The organism is Saccharothrix coeruleofusca (assembly GCF_014648515.1).
GTDB lineage: Bacteria > Actinomycetota > Actinomycetes > Mycobacteriales > Pseudonocardiaceae > Actinosynnema > Actinosynnema coeruleofuscum.
Genome location: NZ_BMRG01000017.1, coordinates 136,674 through 158,461, shown reverse-complemented (window position 1 = coordinate 158,461; position 21,788 = coordinate 136,674). Strand labels below are relative to the sequence as shown.

At 74.9% G+C, this 21,788-nt stretch carries 20 protein-coding genes; 12 read left to right on the top strand and 8 right to left on the bottom strand.

Annotated features, from left to right (window positions below; genetic code table 11):
* Nucleotides 1-11: 11 nt before the first annotated feature.
* Entirely contained in the window at nt 12-689 is a 678-nt protein-coding gene (locus IEZ00_RS29680) for a response regulator (RefSeq protein ID WP_189226649.1), read from the bottom strand.
* On the bottom strand, nt 686-2,002 hold the full coding sequence (locus IEZ00_RS29675) for a sensor histidine kinase (protein ID WP_189226648.1): 1,317 nt from the start codon (nt 2,000-2,002) through the stop codon (nt 686-688). Before IEZ00_RS29675 ends, IEZ00_RS29680 begins: the two co-directional genes overlap by 4 nt.
* 112 nt (nt 2,003-2,114) lie before the next feature.
* Between IEZ00_RS29675 and IEZ00_RS29670 the strand changes: the two genes are divergently transcribed.
* From IEZ00_RS29670 to IEZ00_RS29645, 6 genes are all read left to right on the top strand, one after another.
* On the top strand, nt 2,115-2,804 hold the full coding sequence (locus IEZ00_RS29670) for an arsenate reductase/protein-tyrosine-phosphatase family protein (protein WP_189226647.1): 690 nt from the start codon (nt 2,115-2,117) through the stop codon (nt 2,802-2,804).
* Nucleotides 2,801-3,214, top strand: a complete 414-nt coding sequence (locus tag IEZ00_RS29665) for an arsenate reductase ArsC (RefSeq protein WP_189226646.1) — start codon at nt 2,801-2,803, stop codon at nt 3,212-3,214. The genes IEZ00_RS29670 and IEZ00_RS29665 overlap by 4 nt, the downstream gene beginning before the upstream one ends.
* A complete protein-coding gene (locus IEZ00_RS29660; RefSeq protein ID WP_209617457.1) occupies nt 3,211-3,978 on the top strand; it encodes a class I SAM-dependent methyltransferase in 768 nt (255 codons plus the stop codon). The genes IEZ00_RS29665 and IEZ00_RS29660 overlap by 4 nt, the downstream gene beginning before the upstream one ends.
* 17 nt (nt 3,979-3,995) lie before the next feature.
* On the top strand, nt 3,996-4,796 hold the full coding sequence (locus tag IEZ00_RS29655; protein ID WP_229796212.1) for an alpha/beta fold hydrolase: 801 nt from the start codon (nt 3,996-3,998) through the stop codon (nt 4,794-4,796).
* Nucleotides 4,797-4,893: 97 nt separating this feature from the next.
* Nucleotides 4,894-5,628 carry a sugar phosphate isomerase/epimerase family protein gene (locus IEZ00_RS29650; protein WP_189226645.1) on the top strand — a complete coding sequence of 245 codons (735 nt, stop codon included), beginning with the start codon at nt 4,894-4,896 and terminating at the stop codon, nt 5,626-5,628.
* A complete protein-coding gene (locus tag IEZ00_RS29645) occupies nt 5,625-6,737 on the top strand; it encodes a Gfo/Idh/MocA family protein (RefSeq protein WP_189226644.1) in 1,113 nt (370 codons plus the stop codon). Before IEZ00_RS29650 ends, IEZ00_RS29645 begins: the two co-directional genes overlap by 4 nt.
* 8 nt (nt 6,738-6,745) lie before the next feature.
* Here IEZ00_RS29645 and IEZ00_RS29640 read toward each other — a convergent pair whose 3' ends face one another.
* Nucleotides 6,746-7,333, bottom strand: coding sequence for a TetR/AcrR family transcriptional regulator (locus tag IEZ00_RS29640; RefSeq protein WP_189226643.1), 588 nt, complete (start codon nt 7,331-7,333; stop codon nt 6,746-6,748).
* Between the two features lie 77 nt (nt 7,334-7,410).
* Between IEZ00_RS29640 and IEZ00_RS29635 the strand changes: the two genes are divergently transcribed.
* Nucleotides 7,411-8,589 (top strand): MFS transporter, encoded by a 1,179-nt coding sequence (locus IEZ00_RS29635; RefSeq protein ID WP_189226642.1) that lies wholly within the window; start codon nt 7,411-7,413, stop codon nt 8,587-8,589.
* Nucleotides 8,590-8,629: 40 nt separating this feature from the next.
* Here the strand turns inward: IEZ00_RS29635 and IEZ00_RS29630 are convergent, their stop codons facing one another.
* Nucleotides 8,630-9,226: a TetR/AcrR family transcriptional regulator gene (locus tag IEZ00_RS29630; RefSeq protein ID WP_189226641.1), complete on the bottom strand. Its 597-nt coding sequence runs from the start codon at nt 9,224-9,226 to the stop codon at nt 8,630-8,632.
* 85 nt (nt 9,227-9,311) lie between these two features.
* Between IEZ00_RS29630 and IEZ00_RS29625 the strand changes: the two genes are divergently transcribed.
* The 4 genes from IEZ00_RS29625 (at nt 9,312) to mhpA (ending at nt 17,689) form a co-directional block, all read left to right on the top strand.
* Entirely contained in the window at nt 9,312-11,045 is a 1,734-nt protein-coding gene (locus IEZ00_RS29625; RefSeq protein WP_189226640.1) for an ABC transporter ATP-binding protein, read from the top strand.
* Nucleotides 11,042-12,901, top strand: coding sequence for an ABC transporter ATP-binding protein (locus IEZ00_RS29620; RefSeq protein ID WP_373293220.1), 1,860 nt, complete (start codon nt 11,042-11,044; stop codon nt 12,899-12,901). Before IEZ00_RS29625 ends, IEZ00_RS29620 begins: the two co-directional genes overlap by 4 nt.
* A gap of 59 nt (nt 12,902-12,960) precedes the next feature.
* Nucleotides 12,961-15,987: an ATP-binding protein gene (locus IEZ00_RS29615; RefSeq protein WP_229796211.1), complete on the top strand. Its 3,027-nt coding sequence runs from the start codon at nt 12,961-12,963 to the stop codon at nt 15,985-15,987.
* 148 nt (nt 15,988-16,135) lie between these two features.
* Nucleotides 16,136-17,689, top strand: coding sequence for a bifunctional 3-(3-hydroxy-phenyl)propionate/3-hydroxycinnamic acid hydroxylase MhpA (gene mhpA / locus IEZ00_RS29610; RefSeq protein ID WP_189226639.1), 1,554 nt, complete (start codon nt 16,136-16,138; stop codon nt 17,687-17,689).
* A 140-nt stretch (nt 17,690-17,829) separates the two neighbouring features.
* Here the strand turns inward: mhpA and IEZ00_RS29605 are convergent, their stop codons facing one another.
* The 3 genes from IEZ00_RS29605 to IEZ00_RS29595 are packed head-to-tail and all read right to left on the bottom strand — an operon-like array spanning nt 17,830 to nt 20,419.
* A complete protein-coding gene (locus IEZ00_RS29605) occupies nt 17,830-18,930 on the bottom strand; it encodes a winged helix DNA-binding domain-containing protein (RefSeq protein WP_189226638.1) in 1,101 nt (366 codons plus the stop codon).
* Nucleotides 18,927-19,961: an aldo/keto reductase gene (locus tag IEZ00_RS29600; protein WP_189226637.1), complete on the bottom strand. Its 1,035-nt coding sequence runs from the start codon at nt 19,959-19,961 to the stop codon at nt 18,927-18,929. Before IEZ00_RS29600 ends, IEZ00_RS29605 begins: the two co-directional genes overlap by 4 nt.
* A 44-nt stretch (nt 19,962-20,005) precedes the next feature.
* Nucleotides 20,006-20,419 carry a DUF1761 domain-containing protein gene (locus tag IEZ00_RS29595; protein ID WP_189226636.1) on the bottom strand — a complete coding sequence of 138 codons (414 nt, stop codon included), beginning with the start codon at nt 20,417-20,419 and terminating at the stop codon, nt 20,006-20,008.
* 130 nt (nt 20,420-20,549) lie between these two features.
* On the opposite strand from IEZ00_RS29595, the gene IEZ00_RS29590 reads away from it, so the two are divergent.
* Nucleotides 20,550-21,521, top strand: coding sequence for a helix-turn-helix transcriptional regulator (locus IEZ00_RS29590; RefSeq protein WP_189226635.1), 972 nt, complete (start codon nt 20,550-20,552; stop codon nt 21,519-21,521).
* A 61-nt stretch (nt 21,522-21,582) separates the two neighbouring features.
* Here the strand turns inward: IEZ00_RS29590 and IEZ00_RS37340 are convergent.
* Nucleotides 21,583-21,788 (bottom strand): ATP-binding protein (locus tag IEZ00_RS37340; protein ID WP_229796210.1); only part of this gene is annotated, 206 nt, incomplete at its 5' end.

Sequence of the window (21,788 nt, the reverse complement as noted above, 5' to 3'; positions counted from 1 at the left end):
CAGGGAGGACCTCAGCCCCGGCCGGGCGTGACGATGCCGTGCTCGTAGGCGAACACGACGGCCTGCGTGCGGTCGCGCAGGCCCAGCTTGGCCAGGATGCGCGACACGTGCGTCTTCACCGTCGTCTCGCCCAAGTGCAGCGCCGAGGCGATCTCGGCGTTGCTCACCCCGCGTGCCAGCAGCACCAGCACCTCGAACTCGCGATCGGTCAGCTCGGGCGGGCGGCGCACCGGCTCGGCGGGCGCGGGGGCGGAGAAGCGGGCGATGACGCGGCGGGTGACCTCGGGGGACAGCAGCGCGTCGCCGCGCGCGACCACCCGGACCGACTCGACCAGGTCCTCCGGGGAGGCGTTCTTGAGCAGGAAGCCGCTCGCGCCCGCGCGCAGCGCCTCGAACAGGTAGTCCTCCCGGTCGAAGGTGGTGAGGATGACGACCTTGACCGGGCTCGCGCAGCCCGCCGAGCCGAGGATGCGCCGGGTCGCCTCCAGCCCGTCCAGGCCGGGCATCTGCACGTCCATCAGCACCACGTCGACCTCCAGCCGGGCGGCCAGCTCCACCGCCTCGGCGCCGTCGCGCGCCTCGCCGACGACCTCGATGCCGGGCTCCGTCCCGAGGATGACCCGGAAGCCCGCGCGCACCAGGTCGTGGTCGTCGGCGAGCACGACCCGCAGCGGACGCTGCCCGTTCACCGCTCCCCCTCGCCCGCCGGCCGCGCGCCCGCCGGGAAGCTGGCCCGCACGCGGTAACCGGCGTCGCGGCGCGGTCCCGCCTCGAACCGCCCGCCGTGCACGGCGACCCGCTCCTTCATCCCCAGCAGGCCGAACCCGCCGGTCTTGCCCCCGCGCCCGCGTCCGTCGTCGGTGACCTCGACCTCCACCGCGCCGTCCAGGTAGCGCAGGCGGACCTCCGCCCGCCGCGCCCCCGCGTGCTTGACCACGTTGGTCAGCGCCTCCTGCACCACCCGGTAGGCCGACAGGGCGACGCCCTCGGGCACCGCGCGCGGCTCGCCGTAGACGCCGTGCTCCACCCGCAGGCCGGTCGACCGCGCCGTCTCCACCAGGTCCGGCAGCTGGTCCAGCCCCGGCGAGGACCGGTGCGCGTCCAGGTCCGCGCTCGGGGCGTCCTCCGCGTTCGGGGCGTCCTCCTCGCGCAGCACGCCGAGCAGGCCGCGCAGGTCGCCGATGGCCGTGCGGGCGGTGTCCTCGACCGTGCGCAGCGCGGCGCGGGCCAGCTCGTGGTCGGTGTCCAGGACGCGCCGCGCGGCCGCCGCCTGGATGCCCATCACCGACACGTGGTGGGCGACGACGTCGTGCAGGTCCCGCGCGATGCGCACCCGTTCGGCGACGATCGCGCCGCGCGTGTTCTGCTCCTGGGACCGGCGCAGCTGCTCTGCGCGGTGCTCCAGCTCGACCTGCCTGCGCGCGGACAACCACGCCATGTCGCCGAAGAAGTACGCGGACAGGTAGAACAGCAGGTTGAGCCCGATGCCGTAGAGCACCGAGGCCAGCAGCGGGTCCAGCGGCCCGGCCGCGTCGGCGAACTCCGGGGCCGGGGCCACCAGGAACGACACCAGCCCGACGCCCAGCCAGGCGAACATCGCCACGATGACGGCGACGCGGGACCACCGGGCGAGCACCCGGTTCGGCTCCCACGCCCCGGCGTTGTAGATGGCCAGGAACAGCGCCACCGAGGGCATGAAGTTGTCCGCGATCTGCCGGTGCTGCGCGGCGATGAACAGCGCGCCGACCACGAGCAGCACGGCCAGCGGGTACCGCCGCCGCACGGCCAGCGTCGCGGTCAGCGCGGCGACCCAGGCCAGCTGCTCGGTCAGCGTCGGGGCCCGGCCGAAGGCGAACGCGCCCATGCTGTTGACCAGCATGGTCATCACCACGGCGAGCGCGAGCACGGCGGAGGCGGTCCAGAGGTCCTGGCGTCGTTGGGCGGCCGTGGGACCGGGGCGCCGCCAGGCGCTCCAGGGCGCGTCCGGATCGACTACGTCCATACGGGTGAACGTAGTGCAGCAGCGGTGCGTGTTCGGGTCGCCACGTGCCGCGACGCGACCGCCGCGCGGAGCGGGTTGACGCCGCCGGTTTGGCTCAACCACCATTGAGTCAGTGGATGATGAGTGGTCTGCGGAGCTGACGGCTCGCGCGCGGGTGCACGCGGCCCTGGGCGAGCCCGCCCGGTTGGCCGTGGTGGAGCTGCTGCGCCTGGGTGACGCCTCCCCCGGCGAGATCGGCCGCGCGCTCGGGCTGCCGAGCAACCTGCTGGCGCACCACCTCAAGCTGCTGGAACGGGCGGGGGTGGTGGCGCGTTCGCGCTCCGAGGGCGACCACCGCCGCACGTACCTGCGGTTGCGCGCCGACGTGCGGGCCCACCTCGGGCCGACCGGGGTGCGGCGGGCGCCGAGGGTGCTGTTCGTGTGCAGCCGCAACTCCGCCCGCTCCCCACTGGCCGCCGCGCTGTGGCGGCGACGCAGCCGGGTGGCCGCCGCGAGCGCGGGCACCCGCCCCGCCGAAGGGGTGCACCCGCTGGCCGTGGCCACCGCGCGCGCCCACGGCCTGTCCCTGGCCCGCGCCCGCACCCGCCACGTCGGCGAGGTGCTGCGGCCGGACGACCTGGTGGTCGCGGTGTGCGACAGCGCCCACGAGGAGCTGGGCGGCGTCGACCGGCTGCACTGGTCGGTGCCGGACCCGGCCGCGGCGGGCACCGGGGAGGCGTTCGACCGGGCCTGCCGCGACCTCGCCGAGCGGGTGGACCACTTGGCCCCCGCGATCACCCCCACGGAAGGACGGAACCGTTGAGCGGCAAACCCGAAGTCCTGTTCGTCTGCGTCCACAACGCGGGCCGGTCCCAGATGGCCGCCGCGCTGCTGCGCCACCACGCCCTGGGCCGGGTCGCCGTCCGCTCCGCGGGCTCGGCCCCCGCCGACCAGGTCAACCCCGCCGCGGCGCGGGCGCTGGCCGAGTGGGGCCTGGACATCACCGACGCGGTGCCCGCCAAGCTGACCGCCGAGGACGTGGCGGCCTCCGACGTGGTGATCACCATGGGCTGCGGCGACGCCTGCCCGGTCTTCCCCGGCAAGCGCTACCTGGACTGGCAACTCGACGACCCGGCGGGCCGGGACGTGGCGGCGGTGCGCCCGATCCGGGACGACATCGACCGCCGCGTCCGCGCCCTGCTGGCCGAGCTGCTGGACGACCCGCGGCCGTGACGGGCTTCGCGGCGGGCGAGCGGCGGTGGCGGGACGGGCTGGGCTCGGTGCGGCAGGTCGTGCGCCAGGAGCTGGTGGCCCGGCAGCTGGCCGCCCACGTCCCGGACTCGCCACCGCTGCGGGTGCTGGACGTCGGGTGCGGCCAGGGCACGCAGCTGCTGCGCCTGGCCCGGCGCGGCCACCACGTGACCGGTCTGGACACCTCGACCGCGCTGCTGGGGGACCTCGCCGACGCGCTGGCCGCCGACCCGCCGCGAGGCCGGGTGCGCGTGGTCGAGGGCGACGCTCGGCACCTGGACCCGCTGTTCCCGGCGGGGAGCTTCGACCTGGTGCTCTGCCACGGCGTCCTGATGTACTTCGCCGATCCCGAACCGCTGCTGGCCGGGCTGGCGCGGGTGGTCGGCGACGGCGGCGTGCTGTCCCTGCTGGTGCGCAACGGTGACGCGCTGGCGATGCGCCCCGGCCTGCTCGGCGACTGGGCGACGGCGCTGCGGGCGTTCGACGAGACGACCTACGACAACCGCATCGGCGTGCCCGCCCGCGCGGACCGCTTCGACGCGCTGGCCGCCTCGCTGGACCGGCTCGGGCTCGCTGTGCGCGCCTGGTACGGCGTGCGCGTGTTCACCGACAACGCGCCGACCGATGCCGAACCGCCCGGCGATCTCGCCGCGCTGCTCGACTGCGAAGAGCGCGCGGGGGCGACGGACCCCTACCGCCGGGTCGCCGCGCTGACCCACGTAATCGCTGACCGGAAGCGGCTCTGAGCACCTACCCTGCCGGGGTGGAACGGGATCTGCGCCTGCCGGACGGGCGGACGCTGCGAACTCACGACAACGGCGTGGACGGGCCCGCCCTGGTCTGGCACCACGGCTCGCCCCAGTCCGGAGCACCGCTCGCGCCGCTGCTCGCCGCGGCGGCGGAACGGGGCCTGCGGCTGCTGTCCTACGGCAGGCCGGGTTACGGCGGGTCGAGCCCGCTGCCCGGACGGGACGTCGCCTCGGCGGCGGCCGACGTGGCGCGCCTGGCCGACGCGCTCGGCGTCGACCGGTTCGCCGTGATGGGCGCTTCCGGCGGCGGTCCGCACGCCCTCGCGTGCGCCGCGCTGCTGCCGCAGCGGGTGACCGGCGTGGTCTGCCTGGCGGGCATCGCCCCGTTCACCGAGGACTTCGACTGGTTCGCGGGCATGGTGGCCCCCGGAGGTCTGCGGGCGGCGATGGCCGGGCGCGAGGCGCGGGCGCGCTACGCCGAGGAGTTCGACCCGGACAGCTTCACCGCCGCGGACTGGGCCGCGTTGTCCGGCACCTGGGCCTCGTTGGGCGACGACGCCCAGCGCGCGGGCGCGACCTGGCCGGGCGGGGCGGTCGACGACGACCTCGCCTTCGTCCGCCCGTGGGGCTTCGACCTGGGCGCGGTCGAGGCGCCGGTGCTGCTGGTGCAGGGCGGGCGGGACCGCGTGGTGCCGCCCGCGCACGCCGACTGGATGGCCTCCCGCCTGCGCCGCCACGAGCTGTGGTCGCGCCCCGACGACGGGCACGTCTCGGTCCTCGACGCGTGCCCGGCGGCGATGGACTGGCTGGGCTGAGGTCGGCCGAACGCGCTCTGGTCGAAATTCCTACCAGATGGTAGGAATTGTGGGAGCGCTTCCACACTGCCGCCAACGCTGACGACGGGGAGTCTGGATGAACGAGCTTTCGGTGCAGCTGTACTCCGTCCGGGACGCCTTCGCGGCCGACCCCCTCGACACCCTGCGCAGGCTCGCCGCCATCGGCTTCACGCGGGTGGAGCCCTACGGCGTGGTGGAGAACGCGGAGGTGCTGCGCACGCACCTGCCCGCGTGCGGCCTCAGCGCGCCCACCGCGCACGCCCAGCTCATCGGGGCCGACCAGGACGCGGTGTTCGCCGTGGCGGCGGAGTGCGGCGTCGACGTGGTCATCGACCCCTTCGTCGCCCCCGAGCGGTGGCGCGACCCGGCCGACATCGCCGAGACCGCGGACGCGCTCAACCGGGCCGCGGCGCGCGCGGCCGGGCACGGCGTGCGCGTCGGCTACCACAACCACTGGTGGGAACTGGAGTCCCGGATCGGCGGTCGCAGCGCCTTCGAGGTGCTGGCCGACCGGCTCGCCCCCGAGGTCGTGCTGGAGGTCGACACCTACTGGGCCACCGCGGGCGGCGAGGACGCACCCTCACTGCTGCGCCGCCTCGGCGAGCGGGTGCACGCCATCCACGTCAAGGACGGCGACCTGGCCACCGACGCCTCCGGTCAGGTCCCCGCCGGTCAGGGCCGGGTGCCGGTGGCCGAGGTGCTGGCCGCCGCCCCGCAGGCGCTGCGCGTGGTCGAGTTCGACGCCTACGACGGCGACCTGTTCGAGGGCATCGCGGCCAGCCGCGCCTACCTCACCGGGGCCGCGCGATGACCGCCCGCAGCGGACCGGTCGGCGTGGGCGTCATCGGCGCGGGGACGATCAGCACGACGTACCTGGAGAACCTGACCTCGTTCCCGGACCTGCGCGTCCTGGCGGTCGCCGACCTCGACCGGGAGCGCGCCGCGGCGCAGGCGGCGGCGCACGGCGTGCCGCGCTCGTGCGACGTGGCCGAACTGCTTGCCGACCCCGAGGTCGAACTCGTGGTCAACCTGACCATCCCGGCCGCGCACGCGGAGATCGGCGTGGCCGCGCTGGAAGCGGGCAAGCACGTGTGGTCGGAGAAGCCGCTCGCGCTGGACCGGCCGACCGGCCGCGCGCTGCTGGACCTGGCGCGGGCGCGGGGCCTGCGGGTGGCCTGCGCGCCCGACACCGTGCTGGGCTCGGGCTGGCAGACCGCGCGCCGGGCGCTGGAGGCGGACCGGATCGGCACCCCTCGCACGGCGCTGGCGCTGTTCCAGACCGCGGGCCCGGAGAGCTGGCACCCCGCGCCGGAGTTCCTCTACCAGGCGGGCGGCGGGCCGCTGCTGGACATGGGCCCGTACTACCTGACCGCGCTGGTCGGGCTGTTCGGGCCGATCGGCCGGGTCACCGCCGCCGGCGGGCGGGCGCGCGAGACGCGGGTGATCGGGTCCGGCCCCAGGGCGGGCGCGGAGTTCGCGGTGACCGTGCCCACCACGGTCACCGCGCTGGTCGAGTTCACCGGCGGCGGTTGCGCGCAGGTCCTGTTCAGCTTCGACTCGGCGCTGCACCGCGTGGGCTTCGTGGAGGTCTCCGGCACGCGCGGCACGGCCGTGCTGCCCGACCCGAACGGCTTCGGCGGCCCCACCCGGCTGCACCTGCCCGACCGCGCCGAACCGGAAGTCCTCGAAGCGCGGGGCCACTCCGCCTCGCGCGGCACGGGCGCGCTGGACCTGGCGCGGGCGATCCGCTCCGGCGAGCCGGAGCGGGCCTCCGGCGAACTGGCCTACCACGTGCTCGACGCGATGCTGGCCGTCGAGGAGTCCATCACGCGCGGGCAGCCCGTGGAGGTCGCCAGCACCGCCGACGTCCCGCCCCCGCTCCCCCCGGACTGGGATCCCCGCGCGAGCTCGCTGTGGTGAGCGGCGGTTCACAGCCCGACGGTGAGCAGGCTGCGCAGGTAGAACTCCAGGGAACCCACCAGGTCCACTTCGTCCGGGGTGGTCAGCCACTGCACCTGGAGGCCGTCCATCAGCGCGATGAAGGTCAGCGCCGCGACCTCCGGGTCGACGCCCTCGCGCAGTTCGCCGCTGTCGGCCATGGCCCGGAACGACTCCAGCACGCCCGCGCGGGCCATCCGGTAGTGCCGCACGAAGTACTCGTGCGCCGGGTGGTCCTCGGCGACCGCCTCGGCGGCCAGCCGCGAGTACAGGTCGACGATGCCGGGGTTGCCGACGTTGTGCTCGGCCAGCGCGAGGTAGCGGCGCAGCACTTCCAGGCCCGGTCGCGCCTGGAGCTGCTCGCGCGCGGCGTCGAGCGCGTCCCGGCGTTCCAGCACGGCCGCGAGCAGGGACTCCTTGTTGGGGAAGTGGTAGAGCAGCCCGGCGTGGGTGATGCCCGCCCGCTTGGCGATCTCCCGCAGCGACGAGCCGTGGTAGCCCACCTCCCCGTACACGGTGACCGCCGCCGCGAGGATGTCCTCTCGGCGGATGCGGCCCTTCAAGTAGCCCCCGGTCACGGGGCCTCGGTGATCTCGGTGACGTGCACGGGGCCATCATGCCGCAGCCGCGGGCCGGTTCGATCCACAGGAGACCGATGAGCACCGCCCTCCCCCGCGCCGCGCGCGTCGCGACGTGGACCTTCTTCACCCTCAACGGATTCGCCATCGGCCTGTGGGTCGTGCACATCCCGGACGTGGAACGCGCCACCGGCATCTCGCACAGCACCCTGGGGCTGCTGCTGCTCGTGCTGGGCGGCGCGGCGTTCGTCGGGATGCAGGTGGTGGGGCCGCTGGTGGACCGGCTGGGGCAGCGCCGCCTGCTGCCCGCCGCGGGCGTGCTGCTCGGCCTGGCGATGTTCGGCCCCGGCCTGGCCGACTCGTGGTGGGCGCTGGGGCTGGCCCTTGTGGTGCTCGGGTTCGCCAACGGCATGCTGGACGTGGCGATGAACTCGCACGCCGTGGTGGTCGAGCGCGCCTACCCGCGTCCGATCATGGCCTCGTTCCACGCGATGTGGTCGATCGGCGGCGCGGCGGCCGCCGCCGTGGGCGCGGTGGCGCTGGGCGCCGGGGTGCCCACCGCGGTGTCGTTGAGCTGCGCCGGGGTGCTCTGCGCGGTGGTGTCGCTGATCACCGCCCGGTTCCTGATCGACGGCGCGCAGTCCCCGGCCGCGGCGCGGGCCGAGAGCGGGCCGCGCTCGACGCCGACCCGGCTGGTGTGGCTGCTGGGCGGGTTGGCGTTCGCGCTGATGCTGGCCGAGGGCGTGGCCAACGACTGGGCGGCGCTGCACTTCAAGGACGTCCTGGGCACCTCCGACAGCACGGCGGCGTTCGCGTACGGCGCGTTCGCGGTGGCGATGACCGCGGGCCGCTTCGCCACCGACCGGGTCGCGGCGCTGCTGGGACCGGTGGCGATCGTGCGCTACGGCGCGGCGCTGGCCGCGGTCGGGCTGCTGCTGGTGTCGTTCACCGCGTGGGTGCCGCTGGCGCTGGTCGGGTGGGCGCTGTTCGGCCTCGGGCTGGCGGGCGGGGTGCCGCAGCTGTTCACCGCGGCGGGCAACCTCGACACGCGGGCCTCCGGCGCGCTGATGGCCAGGGTGGTCGGCCTGGGCTACGTGGGACTGCTGGCCGGTCCGGCGCTGATCGGCGGGCTGGCGCACTGGATGCCGCTCAACACCGCGTTCCTGGTGCCGGTGGTGCTGTGCGTGCTGGCGGCGGTGTTCGGCTCGGTGATCGCGCCGCGCGAGCCTGCCGTCGCCGACCGGTCCGCGGGCTGATCCGGGCGCGCCCGCCGGGAACCGGTGGGCCGGGGTGCGGTCACGGCGCGGCCAGGCCGCGCAGCAGCGGCAGGTAGACGTCGTCCACCATCGAGGCCAGCACGTCGTCGTCGGGGGGCGTCCCGCACATCACGTTCTCGTTGCGGATCAGGTCCAGCGGCAGGCGGGTGACCCGCGACGGGAGCCGGACCGGGAGCAGCTCGCCGCGCTCCACCGCGCGGTCGACGATCCGCCGCACCGTCCCGGCCAGCGGCGAGTCGGCGACCAGGCGCTCGCGCAGCAGCGCGGCGACCTCGGGGTGCCGGAACGCCTCGCTCATCACGCCCGCCACGACCTCGTTCATCATGGCGTCCGCGCGGCGGGCGATCGTGGTGAACAGGACCAGCAAATCCGATCGCAGCGCACCGGTGTCCGGAGTACGGTGCTCGGTCGGCGCCCGGTGCTGCCACGCCGCGATGACCAGCTCCGCCCGACCGGCCCAGCGCCGGTAGATGACCGGTTTGCTGGTGCCCGCCCGCGCGGCGACCGCTTCCACGGTGAGCCGGGCGTAGCCGACCTCTCGCAGCTCTTCCCAGGCCGCGTCGAGGATGGCGTGCTCCAGCTGCTCACCCCGGCGGCGCGACTTCGTCCCGGCCACCCTACCCCTTAGATACGTTGCGTTTCTTATCTGACTGGTCTACCGTCGTTCATTAGACACTATCCGTTTCTTATGGGGGACCGCCTTGCTCTACCGCCTGCTGCGCAGACACCTGCGCCCCTACCGGCGTGAACTGACCGCCGTGCTCGTGCTGCAACTGGTCGGCACCATCGCCTCGCTGTACCTGCCCAGCCTCAACGCCGACATCATCGACTCGGGGGTGGCCACCGGCGACACCGGTTTCATCCTGTCCACCGGCGGCTGGATGGTGGCCGTGGCCCTGGTGCAGATCGCCTGCTCCGTCGGCGCGGTCTACTACGGCGCCCGCACCGCGATGAGCTTCGGCCGCGACGTGCGCGCCGCGGTCTTCCACCGGGTCGGCGAGTTCTCCGCCCGCGAGGTCGCCCAGTTCGGGCCGTCGTCGCTGATCACCCGCTGCACCAACGACGTGCAGCAGGTGCAGCTGCTGGTGGTGATGGGCTGCACCATGCTGGTCGCCGCGCCGATCACCTGCGTGGCGGGCATCGTGATGGCGCTGCGCGAGGACGTGGGGCTGTCCTGGCTGCTGCTGGTGTGCGTGCCGGTGCTGGTGGTCTCGATCAGCCTGATCACCGTCCGGATGGTGCCCCAGTTCCGCCTGATGCAGGAACGCCTGGACGAGGTCAACCGCGTGCTGCGGGAGCAGCTGGCGGGCATCCGGGTGGTGCGCGCCTTCGTCCGCGAGTCCGCCGAGACCCGCCGGTTCGCCGAGGCCAACACCGCGCTCACCGGCACCGCGCTGCGGGTCGGCCGGTTGCAGGCGCTGATCTTCCCGACCGTGGGCCTGGTGCTCAACTTCTCCAGCGTCGCGGTCCTGTGGTTCGGCGCGTACCGGGTCGACGCGGGCGGGATGCAGGTCGGCGCGCTGACCGCGTTCCTGAGCTACCTGGTGCAGATCCTCATCGCGGTGATGATGGCGACGTTCATCTCGATGATGATCCCGCGCGCCTCGGTCTGCGCCGAGCGGATCAACGAGGTGCTCGACGCCGAGTCCTCGGTGCTGCCGCCCACCGACCCGGTGCGCGAGCTGCCCGGCCCGGCCGCGGTGGAGTTCCGCGGCGCCGAGTTCCGCTACCCCGGCGCGGCCGACCCGGTGCTGCGCGAGATCTCCTTCCGCGCCGAGGCCGGGCGGACCACCGCCGTCATCGGCAGCACCGGCGCGGGCAAGACCACGCTGCTGTCGCTGGTGCCCCGGCTGATCGACGCGACCGGCGGCGAGGTGCTGGTCAACGGCGTCGACGTGCGGCACGCCGACCCCGACGCGCTGTGCTCCCGGATCGGCCTGGTGCCGCAGCGGCCGTACCTGTTCACCGGCACGGTCGCGGACAACCTGCGCTACGGCGACCCCGACGCCACCGACGAGCAGCTGTGGCAGGCGCTGGAGGTCGCGCAGGCGCGCGAGTTCGTCGAGCGGATGCCCGGCGGGCTCGACGCGCCGATCACCCAGGGCGGCACGAACGTCTCCGGCGGGCAGCGGCAGCGGCTGTCCATCGCGCGGGCCCTGGTCCGCCAACCGCAGGTGTACCTGTTCGACGACGCCTTCTCGGCGCTGGACCTGGCCACCGACGCCCGGCTGCGCGCGGCGCTGCGCCCGCACACGCGGGACGCGGTGGTCATCGTGGTCGCGCAGCGCGTGTCCACCATCCTCGACGCCGACCAGATCGTGGTGCTGGACGCGGGCTCGGTCGTCGGCGTCGGCACCCACCACGACCTGCTGGAGACCTGCCCGACCTACGTCGAGATCGTCCAGTCCCAGCTGACCTCGGAGCAGGCCGCATGAGCACCGCGAGCACCACTCCCCGACCGCAGTCCTCGCCGATGGGCCGCGGCATGCCCGGCATGGGGATGCCGATGGGCAAGCCGGAGGACTTCAAGCCCGCCGCGCGCAGGCTGTTCGGCCTGCTGCGCCCGCAGCGGTCGGCGTTCGCGGCCGTCGTCGCGCTGGGCGTCGCCAGCGTCGCGCTGGGGGTGATCGGGCCGAAGGTCCTCGGCGACGCCACCGACATCATCTTCGACGGCGTGCTGGCCCGCCTGCGCGGCGAACCGGGCGCGGGCATCGACTTCGCCGCGCTGGCCCGCGTGCTGTCGTGGGTGCTCGTGCTGTTCCTGGCCTCCGCGGCGTTCGGCCTGGCGCAGGGCAGGCTGCTCAACAACGTCGTGCAGCGCGTGGTCTTCCGGCTGCGGGCCGACGTGGAGGCCAAGCTGCACCGGCTGCCGCTGCGCTACTTCGACGGCCAGCCCCGCGGCGAGCTGCTGTCGCGGGTGACCAACGACATCGACAACGTCGCCACCGCGCTGCAGCAGACCCTGAGCCAGCTGCTGATCTCCGCGCTGACCGTGGTGGGCGTGCTGGTGATGATGGTGTCGATCTCGCCGCTGCTGGCGCTGATCGCGCTGGCCCTGATCCCGCTGTCGGTGGTGGCCACCGGGGGGATCAGGAAGCGCTCGCAGGGGCTGTTCGTGGCGCAGTGGAAGCACACCGGCGAGCTCAACGCGCACATCGAGGAGGCGTTCACCGGCCACCAGCTGGTGAAGGTGTTCGGTCGGCAGCGCGAGTCCGAGGAGGAGTTCCGCCGCCGCAACGACGCGCTGCTGGGTTCGGCGCTGGGGGCGCAGTTCACCTCCGGGCTGATCATGCCGGTGATGATGTTCCTGTCCAACGTCGGCTACGTGGCGATCGCGGTGGTCGGCGCGCTGCGGATCACCTCGGGCGCGATGAGCCTGGGCGAGGTGCAGGCGTTCATCCAGTACTCGCGGCAGTTCACCCAGCCGCTGACCCAGGTCGCGTCGATGGTCACGCTGGTGCAGTCCGGCGTCGCCTCGGCCGAGCGGGTCTTCGAGGTGCTCGACGCACCGGAGCAGCGGCCCGACCCCGCCGACGCCCCGCTGCCCGCCCGGCGGCGCGGCCGGGTCGAGTTCCACGACGTCAGCTTCTCCTACCAGCCCGAGCAGCCGCTGATCGAGCACCTGTCGCTGGTCGCCGAGCCGGGCCAGACGGTGGCCGTGGTGGGGCCCACCGGCGCGGGCAAGACCACGCTGGTGAACCTGGTGATGCGGTTCTACGAGCTGGACGCGGGCCGGATCACCCTGGACGGGGTGGACATCACCCGGCTGCGCCGGGAGGACCTGCGCTCGCAGGTGGGCATGGTGCTGCAGGAGACCTGGCTGTTCGGCGGCACGATCCGGGACAACATCGCCTACGGCAAGCCCGACGCCACCGACGAGGAGGTGCTGGCCGCGGCGCGGGCCACCTACGTCGACCGGTTCGTGCGCACCCTGCCGGACGGCTACGACACGGTCATCGACGAGGAGGGCAGCAACGTCAGCGCGGGCGAGAAGCAGCTGCTGACGATCGCGCGGGCGTTCCTGGCCGACCCGTCGCTGCTGATCCTGGACGAGGCGACCAGCTCGGTGGACACCCGCACCGAGTCGCTGGTGCAGCACGCGATGGCGGCGCTGCGCTCGTCGCGGACCAGCTTCGTCATCGCGCACCGGCTGTCGACCATCCGGGACGCGGACCTGATCCTGGTCATGGAGTCGGGCCGGATCGTGGAGCAGGGCACGCACGACGAGCTGATCCAGGCGCGCGGGGCGTACCACCGGCTCTACTCGGCGCAGTTCGCCGCGGCGCTCTGAGCCGCGCGTGCGCGGATCGGGGCTCGGACGCCCCGGTCCGCGCACGTACGCTGTCCGCGATGGGGCACGCGGTGCGGTTCGGGCTGCTGGGGCCGCTGCTGGTGCTGCGCGACGACGAGCCGGTCGCGGTCGGCGGGCCGAAGCAGCGGGCCCTGCTGGCGCTGCTGCTGTTGCGGCACAACCGCTTCCTCAGCGCGGACTGGCTGGTCGACGCGCTGTGGGACGGCCACCCTCCTTCGGGCGCGCGGGTCACCCTGCGCAGCTACGTCGCCGGGTTGCGGCGGGCACTGGAACCGGGGCGCGGGCCTCGTGCGGCGGGCGAGCTGCTGCGCGGGCACGCGGGCGGGTACGAGCTGAGCGTCCCGCCCGCGAGCATCGACGCCGTCCGCTTCACCGAGCTCGTCGACGGCGCGGCGGCAACCCCCGACCCGGCCTCGGCCGAGCGCCGCTACGCCGAGGCGCTCGCGCTCTGGCGCGGCGACCTGCCGCTGGAGCTGGCGGCGGTGCGGCCGGACCTGGCGCGGCTGACCGAGGCCCGGCTGGCCGCCGAGGAGGGCCGGTGTGCCTCGGCGGTCGCGGCGGCGCGGCACCTGGCCGTGCTGCCCGACCTGCGCCGGTTCGTCGCCGCCCACCCGGAGCGGGAGGCCGCGCGCGAGCAGCTCATGCTCGCGCTGTACCGGGCGGGGCGGCAGACCGAGGCCCTCGCGGTGTTCGACGAGGGCCGCCGCGCGCTCGCGGCCGACTACGGGGTCGAGCCCGGCGAGCGGCTGCGCGAGCTGCACCGGCAGGTGCTCGGCCACGCCGTCCCACCGCCTGCCGCACCCGCCCCGGCCGCACCCGCCCCCGCCGCACGCCTGGTCGGCCGGGAGGCCGAGGTGGGCCTGCTGGCCGGGATGCTCGACGCCGCCCGGCACGACGGCGGGCGCGTGGTGGCCGTCGTGGGCGAGGCGGGCATCGGCAAGACCAGCCTGGCCACCGCGGTCGAGGAGTCGGCCGGGGACACCCCGGTGGTGTGGGGGCGCTGCCCCGACGTCGGGCAGGCGCCGCCGTTCTGGCTGTGGGCGCAGGTCGTGCGGGCCTTGGTGACCAGGCCGGAAGCCGGTCGGGCGGGTGCCGACACCGCGCTGGCGGGCTTCGCCGCCGAACCCGCGGCCGAACCCGCGACCGGGGGCCTCGACCCGGCGGCCCGGTTCCGCACCTACGAGGCGGTGTCCGCGCTGGTCCGCGCGGTCGCCGAGCCGGCGGGGCTGGTGCTCGTGCTGGACGACCTGCACGCCGCCGACCCCGACTCGCTGCTGCTACTGCGCTACCTGGCCAGCACCCTGCACGGCAGCCGGGTGCTGGTGGTGGCCACGCTGCGGCCCTACGAGCGCGACCCGGCGCTGGTCGCCGCGCTGGCCGACCTGGCCCGCCAGCCCGGCTTCCGCCAGCTGCGCCCCGCCGGGCTGGACGCCGAGGCGGTCGCCGACCTGGTGCGCGGGCGCACCGGCGCACCGGCACCCGCCGAGCTGGTCCGGCGGCTGGTCACCCGGACCGGCGGCAACCCGTTCTTCATCACCGAACTGCTCGCCGCGCCCGAGGGCGAGCCGCCGCCCAGCGTCCGCGACGCCGTCCGGCTGCGGCTGCACGCGCTGGACGAACCCACCCGCGAGTGCCTGGACCTGCTCAGCGTCGCGGGCCGCGAACTCGACCTGCGCCTGCTGGGCCCGCACGCCACCCGGCTCGCGGTCACCGACCTGGTCACCGGGGCCGGGCCGGGCGCGGTGCGGTTCCGCCACCCGCTGTTCGCCGAGGTCGCCTACGCCGAGCTGGCCCCGCCGCGACGGGCCGCGCTGCACGCCCGCCTGGCCGACGCCTGCGCCCGCTCCGGCGGGCTCAGCCCGGCCGAGCTGGCCCACCACTACGGCCAGGCCGCGGGCCTCGGGCGCGACGAGGACCACCTGCGCTGGACGCTGCGGGCGGCCGAGGACGCCGCTCGGCGGCTGGCCTATGAGGACGCCATGGCCCACCTCGACCGGGCCGCCGCCCGGCTGGCGCTCACCTCGGCCACCTCGCCCGCCGCCGCCGAGGCCGAGCTGGCCGTGCAGCTGCGCCGCACGGCCCTGCTGCAGATCACCGCGGGCGTCGGCAGCGACGCGGTGGACCGGGTGTGCGCCCGCGCCCGCGACCTGCTCGCCGTGGTGGGTCCGGACGCCGACGTGCGCACCGCCCTGTGGACGCTGGGCGAGCTGGCCTGCAACCGCGCCGAGCACGCCATCGCCGAGGACCTGGCCACCCGCCTGCTGGAGGCCGACGACAGCGGCGTGATCGCCGCGGCGGGCCGCTACCTGCTGGGCGTGGTCGGCTACTTCACCGGCAGGCTGGCCGAGGCCGACGAGCACCTCAGCGCCGCCGTCGACCGGCTGCGCGACCTGGACCCGAGGCTGCTCAGCGGGCAGACCGGCCGCACGCCCGCGCTGGCCGTCCACGACTTCCGCGCCCTGGTGCGCTCGCTGCGCGGAGATCCGGTGGGGGCGCGCACCGACATCGCCGCCGCGCGGGCGCTCGCAGAGCGGGTGGACGACCCGTACGGGCGAGCCAACGCCGCGCTGTTCGCCGCGTGGGCGGCGCTGCAGGAGCACGACGTGGTCGCGGGCCGCGCGGCGGCCGCGCGCTGCCGGGAGATCGGGGCGCGGCAGAACATGCCGCACTTCGTCACCGTGGGCGACTTCCTGACCGAGTGGGCGGCCGTGCGCGGCGGTGACGCGACGCGGCTGGCGGCCATGCGGGAGGCCGGGGAGGCCATCTACCGGCCGGGGCTGCGCTCGACCCGCACGATCACCATCGCCGCCGTGGCCGAGGCCCACCTCGCCGCCGGGGACGCGGGCGCGGCGGCGGTGCTGGCCGAGGAGGGCTTGGCGGTGGCCGACGAGGTGGGCGAGCGGGTGCTGGTCCCCGAACTGCTCCGCGTGCGCGGCCTGGCCCTGGGCGACGCGGAGGACCTGCGCGAGGGCGCCCGCCTCGCCGCCGCCCAAGGCGCCCACCTCCTCCTCCCCCGCTTCCCCCCGTCGGCAAGTACTACCCGCCCCACCCCACAGGGCCGGTAACCACTACCCGACCTCGGCACGGGCAGTGGTTACCGGCCCTGGAACACCCCACGGGTAGTACTTGCGGGCGTTGTGGAGGTGGGGTTCAACAGGGATTCCACAGGCTCCGGGTGAAGTGGTCACAGCCGTCGCACCCCGGAGGAACCCCATGTACGACGTCGTCATCATCGGCTGCGGACCGGTCGGCGCGCTCACCGCCAACCTGCTCGGCACGCACGGCGTGCGCACGCTGGTCGTGGAGCGCGGCACCGCGCCGCACCAGCAGCCGCGCGCCTTCTCCTGCGACGACGAGGCGCTGCGCGTCTACCAGCAGGCCGGGCTGCGGCAGGAGGTGGCCGCCGACATGTACCCGCCCGACGCCGCCGAGTACGTCAACGCGCGGGGACGCGCCTTCGCCACCATCGCGCTGGACGAGATCGACTTCGGGCTCGGGAGCAGGCCCCTGCACTTCTTCGACCAGCCCCGGCTGGAGGCGTCCCTGCGCGTGGGCCTGGCCCGCTTCGCGCACGTCACCCTGCGCACCGGCGTGGAACTGGTGGACCTGGAGCAGGACGACGACGCGGTGACCGCGGTGCTGCGCGATGTCGCCACCGGCGAGCGCAGCCGGGTGCGCGCCCGCTACGCGCTCGGTTGCGACGGCGCCCGCAGCGCGACCAGGGCGGCGGTCGGGATTCCGCTCGTGGGCGGCTCCTCCGCCGAGCCGTGGCTGGCGATCTCGGGCACCGCCGCCCCCGACGCGGTCCGGGTGCGGCGGCCCCGGTTCGTCTGCGACTGGCGCAGACCCGCGTTCGTCTCCCCCGGCGCGTTCGGCTCCTACCGCCTGGAGTTCATGCTGCGCGACGGCGAGAGCGCGGAGGAGGTGACGCGACCGGGGACCGTCGCCGAGCTGGTCGCGCCCTACGTCGACCCGGACCGCTTCACGGTGACCCGCGCCGTGGTCTACACCTTCCACAACCTGGTCGCCGAGCGCTGGCGGGCCGGGCGGGTGCTCCTGCTCGGCGACGCCGCCCACCAGATGCCGCCGTTCCTGGGGCAGGGCCTGTGCAGCGGCCTGCGCGACGCGGCCAACCTGACCTGGAAGCTCGCCTTGGTCCTGCGCGGCCGGGCGGAGCCCGCGCTGCTGGACAGCTACGAGCTCGAACGCCGCCCGCACACCGAGGAGATGGCCGCCACGAGCGTGCGCCTGGGCCGGGTCTTCCTGGTGCGCAACCGCTTCGCCGCGTTCCTGCGCGACTCGGTGCTGCGCGCCGCGCAACTGGTGCCGCGAGTGCGCCGCTTCGTGCGGCACTTCGAGTTCAAGCCGCTGCCCGCGCACCGACGCGGGGTGATGGCAGGCGGCGTCCGGCGCGGCCCGGTCGGGACGATGTTCCCGCAGCCCAGGGTGGTGGTGGCGGGCTCGGCCACGCCGGTGCTGCTGGACGAGGTGCTCGGTTCGGGGTTCGCGGTCATCGGGCCGGGTGTGGACGCGCGCGCGGCGGCGCGGTGGCAGGGGCCGCCCGCCCGGTTCCTGCGGGTCGTGCCGCCGGGCGTGACCCCGCGCCGGGACGAGGTGGCGGACGTCGACGGCGCGCTGGCCGAGTGGTTCGCCCGCCACCGCGTGGAACTCGCGGTACTGCGGCCGGACCGGTTCGTCTACGCCACCACGGCGGGCGAGGCGCTCACCCGTTCCCTGAAAGCGGCGATGAGCGGTCACCCGTGCTGATCCCCCACAGGCGCCTGCAAGTACTACCCGACGCGCTTGCGCGGGCAGGTAACTACTACCCGCCTCGTGGACGTGCTCGGCACGGGTAGTAGTTATGCGCTCGGTGGTGGGGCGCGGGTAGTACTTGCAGGCGCTTGGGGTCAGCCGGTGGGCTGGGCGAACCGCACGCGGTGGCTGTCGCCGTCGGACAGCAACGACGCCAGCTCCTGCCCCTCCTCGGCGACGGCGGCGTGCTCGGCCGGGGAGAACCCGCGCAGCGGCGTGACCACCACGGTGTCCACCTCGGTCGCCCAGGTCGCCGCGACCCGGCCGTCGACCAGGACGACCCTGGCCCCGGCGACCGACAGCCCCCGGTGGGCGTGGTCGATGATCCGGTCGCGGTCGTGGTAGCCCAGGATCGCGTTGTCGAACGCGGGCAGGAACCGCACCGGGGCCGGGGTGTCCGGGTCGGGTCGCGGCGCGTCGGGCAGGTCCAGCAGTTCCCGGCCGCGCTCGTCGCGGAAGGCGACCAGCTCGCCCCGCACCGCGGCCACCGCGGCGGGCAGGCCCGCCAACCCGCACCAGGCGCGCAGGTCGGCCGTGGCGGCGGGGCCGAACGCGGCCAGGTAGCGCCGCACCAGCGCCCGCCCCACCGCGTCGGAGCCGTCCGGGTCGGGCGGGTCGACCTCGCGCCCCAACCAGGACGACAGCGGCACGTTGCGCACTCCCGCCTTGACCCGCCACAGCCCGCGCGGCGGCAGTTGCACCACGGGCACCAGCGCGGCGATCACCACCTCCCCCAGCGCACGGGGCCCCGCGCCGGGCCAGCGCGCGGCCAGCGCCCGGCCCAGCTCGCCCATCGAGCGGGGTTGGCCGTCGGCCAGCAGCGCCCGGCCCGCCGCGGCGAGCTCGTCGAGGTCGACCCCGTCGAGCTCGCGGCGGTAGACCCCGAGCACCCGCTGGCGCAGCATGGCGTCGTGGCGGGCCCGCCACGCCAGGGCGTCCTCGGCGGTGAGCAGGTGGATCGTGCGGCGCATCAGGTGGGTGCGCACCACGCGCCGCCCGGTGAGCAGCTCGTCCAGGGTGGCCGGGGTGAACCCGCGCAGCCGCGACCACAGTCCGACGAACGGCTCCTGCGGTTCCTGCGCCTGCAGACCGCCCAGGTGCGCCACGGCGTCGAGCACCGGCAGCCCGGCGCGGTCGAGCAGCAGCTGCCGGGCCAGCGTCGCGCGGTTGAGCGCGCGGGTGTCCAGCGCGGTCATGCCGCGGCGCGCTCGGCGACCGGCCTGCGGCGCAACGCCGCGTGCTCGACGGCGGGCGGCACGTGGGAAACGTCCAGCGGGCCCAGGTCGGTGCCGGGCGCCACGACCCGGTCGATCCGGTCGAGCAGCTCGTCGTCCAGCGTGACCTCGGCACCGGCCAGCAGGTCTTCGAGCTGCTGCGGGGTGCGCGGGCCGATGATGGCCGAGGTGACGCCGGGGTGGGCTACGGCGAAGGCCATCGCCAGGTGGGTCAGCGACAGACCGGCCTGGTCGGCCAGCGGGATCAGCTCCTCCACGGCGGCGAGCTTGCGCTCGTCGGTCATGTGCCGGGGAACCCAGTGCATCCGCGCGTTCCTCGGCTCGGGCCCGCCCTTGCGGTAGCGGCCGGTCAGCAGCCCCATCGACAGCGGGCTCCACACCAGCACCCCCATGCCGTAGCGCTGGCACACGGGCAGGACCTCGCGCTCGATGCCCCGGTTGAGGATGGAGTACGTGGGCTGCTCGGTGCGGAAGCGCTGCAACCCGCGCCGCTCGGCGACCCACTGCGCCTCGACGATGTCCGAGGCGGGCAGGTTCGACGACCCGATGGCGCGCACCTTGCCGCTGCGCACCAGGTCGGTCAGCGCGGACAGCGTCTCCTCCACGTCGGTGCGCGGATCGGGGTGGTGGACCTGGTACAGGTCGATGTGGTCGGTCCCCAGGCGCCGCAGCGAGTCCTCCACCGCCGTGACCACCCAGCGCCGCGAGCTGCCCCCGCGGTTGGGGTCCTCCCCCATCGACCCGTTGAACTTGGTGGCCAGCACCACGTCGTCGCGCCTGCCCTTGAGCGCGGCGCCCAGGATCTCCTCGGACAGGCCGTGAGGGCCGTACACGTCGGCGGTGTCGATGAAGTTGATGCCCGCGTCCAGCGCCCGGTGGACGATCCGGGCGCAGTCCTGCGGGTCGGGGTTGCCCGCTTGGCCGAACATCATGGTGCCCAGGCAGTAGGGGCTCACCCGGATACCGGTGCGCCCCAGGTCTCGCATCCTCACGGCGGTGCCGTTCCTCTCGGTTGTCGCGCGGGTCCGGCGGCGGTTCAGACCGTCACCAGGATGGTGCTGACCAGCAGGCTGCCGAGCAGGTTGTAGGCGCCGGAGATCAGCGAGTAGAACAGCGGCCGGGGGAAGTTGGGGTTGATGGCGATGTTGACGGTGTTCGCCACCAGGTACCCCGCGCCGACGATCAGGCCGAACAGCAGGGCGTCCGGGTAGGACTCGACGCGCAGCGCGGCCATCAGGACCCCGCTGGTGGCGGTCACCACCAGAGCGGTCAGCGCGGGGCCGAAGTAGAACAGGGGCGAGCCCTCCGGCCGCGCCGCCGCGTCGCGGCCCAGCGAGGTGTTGTAGGCCCTGGCGAACAGCAGGGCGAACCACAGCGCGCCCAGCAGGGTGAAGGCGATGAAACCGACCAGGATGCCGATCCAGTTCACATCGCCCAGAACGTCGAACACGTTTTCTCCACACCGTCGTCTGATCATCGGGAAGAGCCGCCGGGTGGACCGCTCGGGCGGTGTCCGGCACGTGGCCACGATCGCAGCCGAAGCGGACAGGTTGTGACCTCTTCTCCGGCAGGATGGAACCGTGCAGAAGACCTCAGCGCGGTTGCTCTCGCTGCTCTCGCTGCTCCAGGCCCGCCGGGACTGGCCGGGGGCGCTGCTGGCCGAACGGCTGGAGATCAGTCCGCGCACCGTGCGCCGCGACGTCGACCGCCTGCGCGAACTCGGCTACCCCATCGTGGCCACCAAGGGGCCGGACGGCGGGTACCGGCTCGGCGCGGGCGCGGAACTGCCGCCGCTGCTGTTCGACGACGAGCAGGCGGTCGCGCTCGTCGTCGGGCTGCGGATCGCCGCCGTCAGCGGCGCGGGCGTCGAGGAGGCCGCGGCGCGGGCGCTGAACACCGTCCGGCAGGTCATGCCCGCCCGGTTGCGCCGCCGCGTCGACACCTTCCGGGTCACCCCCGTGCAGCGGTCCGCCGCACCGCGGGTCGACAGCGGCGTGCTCGTGGCGCTCAGCGCCGCCGTCCACGCCCGCGAGGTGCTGCGCTTCGACTACCGCCGCCCGGAGGACGACGGCGACGACGCGCTGACTCCGCCGCGTCGGGTGGAACCGCACCACCTCGTCACCAGAGGCGGGCGCTGGTACCTCGTCGCCTGGGACCTCGACCGCGACGACTGGCGCACCTTCCGCGCCGACCGGATCAGCCCGCGCACCCCGACGGGACCGCGCTTCACGCCGCGCGAGCTGCCCGGAGGGGATGTGGCCGCCTTCGTCACGAGCAGGTTCCGGGGCTCGGACGGCTCCGGCGACTGGCCGTGCCGGGGCGAGGTGATCCTCGACCTGCCCGCCGCCGCCGTCTCCCGGCACACCTCCGAGGGCGTCGTCGAGGAGTTGGGCCCGGACCGCTGCCGACTGGTCCTGGGCTCCTGGTCGTGGACCGGTCTGGCCGCCGCGCTGGGCAGGTTCGACGCCGACGTCGAGGTCGTCGGTCCGGCCGAGCTCAAGGACGCCTTCGCCCGCCTGGCCCACCGCTACGCCAGGGCCGCGGCGGGCTGACCCAGGGCTGTCCCGGTTCGTGAGCACGTCGCGCGGCGTGGCGCGGTGGCCTGGGTAGTACTTACCGGCCCCCGTGGGCCCCCCGGGTGGTACTTGCGGGCGCGGTGGGGGTGTGACCGGGCCGAGGCGGGGGCTCCCGGACCGCCACCGGCAGCGAGATCACCACCGTCAGCCCGCCGCCGGGGGTGTCCTCGGCCAGGATCGTCCCGCCCATCGCCTCGGTGAACCCCTTGGCGACGCTGAGCCCCAGCCCGACACCGGGCGCGC

Bases quoted from the DNA above. Each gene is read 5' to 3' on its own strand.
- mhpA (WP_189226639.1), top strand. From the start codon at position 16,136: ATGTACGACGTCGTCATCATCGGCTGCGGACCGGTCGGCGCGCTCACC.
- IEZ00_RS29605 (WP_189226638.1), bottom strand. From the start codon at position 18,930: ATGACCGCGCTGGACACCCGCGCGCTCAACCGCGCGACGCTGGCCCGG.
- IEZ00_RS29675 (WP_189226648.1), bottom strand. From the start codon at position 2,002: ATGGACGTAGTCGATCCGGACGCGCCCTGGAGCGCCTGGCGGCGCCCC.
- IEZ00_RS29645 (WP_189226644.1), top strand. From the start codon at position 5,625: ATGACCGCCCGCAGCGGACCGGTCGGCGTGGGCGTCATCGGCGCGGGG.
- IEZ00_RS29650 (WP_189226645.1), top strand. From the start codon at position 4,894: ATGAACGAGCTTTCGGTGCAGCTGTACTCCGTCCGGGACGCCTTCGCG.
- IEZ00_RS29635 (WP_189226642.1), top strand. From the start codon at position 7,411: ATGAGCACCGCCCTCCCCCGCGCCGCGCGCGTCGCGACGTGGACCTTC.
- IEZ00_RS29615 (WP_229796211.1), top strand. From the start codon at position 12,961: ATGGGGCACGCGGTGCGGTTCGGGCTGCTGGGGCCGCTGCTGGTGCTG.
- IEZ00_RS29620 (WP_373293220.1), top strand. From the start codon at position 11,042: ATGAGCACCGCGAGCACCACTCCCCGACCGCAGTCCTCGCCGATGGGC.